The following is a 1949-nucleotide window of genomic DNA, read 5'->3' as shown; positions in this document are numbered from 1 at the left end:
ACGTTTCGCGCGAGGACGTTTCGCGCGAGGACGTTTCGCGCGAGGACGTTTCGCGCGAGGACGTTTCGCGCGAGGACGTTTCGCGCGAGGACGTTAGAGCCCGCCGTGGCGGGGAAGTCGCCTTGGTGGCCGGGCCGCGGGACGCTCGCCGGTTCCTGCCGCCCCGGGGCCCGGCAGGGGCACGAACGCAGGAGAACAAGGACGGACCCGTGAGATTCCTCGACCGCAGCACCGCCGGACACCAGCTGGCCCGCAGGCTCGCCCCGCTGCTGAGCGGGCGGGCCGGTACCGGGGTGGTGGTTCTCGGGCTCGCCCCCGGCGGGCTGCCGGTGGCGGCGGAGGTCGCCGAGGCCCTGGACGCCCCGCTCGACGCCACGGTGGTCCGGTCACTGGCCGTCCGCGGCCACGACCGCCCGATCGGCGCGATCGCCGACGGCGACGCGCCGCTGGTCGACCGGCACACCCTGAGGAACCTCGGCGTCACCGCGGCCGAGCTGGGCGCGAGCGTCAAGCGGGAGCGGGTGGAGGTCCACCGCCGCGAGGCGCTCTACCGCCCGGGCCGGGACCGGCTGCCGTTGGACGGGCGCACCGTCGTCCTGGTTTCCGACGGCCTGACCAACGCCCTCACCGCCCGGGCGGCCGTCCACGCCCTCACCGCCGACCACCCGGCGCGGCTGATCCTCGCGGCGCCGGTCTGCGACGCCCGGATCGCGGCCGACCTGCGCCGGGACGTGGACGCGGTGGTCTGCCTCCATCTGCCCCGCTACGCGCACGCCGCCGGGCCCTGGTACGGCGAGTTCCACGAGGTCACCGACCGCGAGGCGGCCGTCCTGCTGCAGCGGCGCACCCCGGTCGGCCGCGCCGGTGCCGGCCGGGGCTGAGCCGCGTCCGGCTCCGCGACAAAATCCTTTGCCGGGCAGAGGGTGTACGGACCATCCTCCTGCCATGAACCATCCCCAGCACGTCATCGCCATGGACGGGGCCGTCCTTCGCCGCTTCGACGGCGAGTCGGACCTGTCCGAGTTCTTCGCGGTCATCGAGGAGTCGTTGGAGCACTTGCGGCCCTGGATGCCCTGGGTGGCCGAGCACAGCCGGGCCAAGACCGCCGAGTTCCTCACCGGCCGGGCGGAACTCTGGGCGAGCGGGCAGGACTTCACGTACGCGATCGTTCTCGACGGCGCGATCGTCGGCGCCTGCGGGCTGTTCCGGCGCGAGGACACCCCGGCCGGGGTCCGAGAGATCGGCTACTGGCTGCACCCCGCCGCCACCGGGCGCGGGCTGGCCACCCGGAGCGTGCGGGCCCTGGCCGGTGAGGCCTTCCGTCTCCCCGGGGTGGAGTACGTCGAGATCGTCCACGACCCGGCCAACCGGGCCAGCGGCGCCGTCCCGGCCCGCCTCGGCTTCACCGAGTACCTGCGCCGCCCGGCGGAGGCGCTCGCCCCGGCCGAGACCGGGGAGGAACTGGTCTGGCGGCTGCCCCGGGAGCAGGCCCCGGCCCGGTGAGCCCGGCGGTCCGCAGCCAGGGGGGAGAGCATGCGGACCGCCGGGTGCGTCGGCCGGGTCGCAACGATCCGGCCGACGCGTCGGGAGCGGACGCGGTCGGAGCCTTCCGGCTCCGCGCGCAGTGCCCCATCTCGAACTCCGCGGTTCCGCCGTGGACCTCACCCACGGCATCGCGCGTTCACTCCCGTGCCCAGGAGACCCTCCCTGTCCACGCCGATAACACTTTCTTCCGATCGCTTCCCCAGGACATTCAGTTGACGGTTCATCACCTCGACCGAGGCACGCCATGGCCGGCACCTCACCGGGCCCTCACCGGGCCCGCCGGGCAGGAACCGCACGGCAACCGCCGAACGGCCGTACCCCCGGGACCCACCCCCGGGCGGGCGGGCGCCGCCCCCCCCCCCGGGAGAAAGTTACCAACAGGCCCACGCAGGTTTAAAAAAAAA

At 74.3% G+C, this 1949-nt stretch carries 2 protein-coding genes; both read left to right on the top strand.

All coding sequences use genetic code 11. The features are described 5' to 3' along the window. The first annotated feature begins 209 nt into the window (after positions 1-209). Positions 210-881: a phosphoribosyltransferase gene (locus tag ACWGKU_RS40910; protein ID WP_452179235.1), complete on the top strand. Its 672-nt coding sequence runs from the start codon at positions 210-212 to the stop codon at positions 879-881. A gap of 64 nt (positions 882-945) precedes the next feature. Next, positions 946-1503, top strand: a complete 558-nt coding sequence (locus tag ACWGKU_RS40905) for a GNAT family N-acetyltransferase (protein ID WP_401054778.1) — start codon at positions 946-948, stop codon at positions 1501-1503. The last annotated feature ends 446 nt before the right edge of the window (positions 1504-1949 follow it).

It is taken from the genome of Kitasatospora sp. NPDC054768 (genome assembly GCF_053612025.1).
Note: the sequence above shows the minus strand (reverse complement) of the source record. Positions and strands in the feature narration are given on the sequence as shown.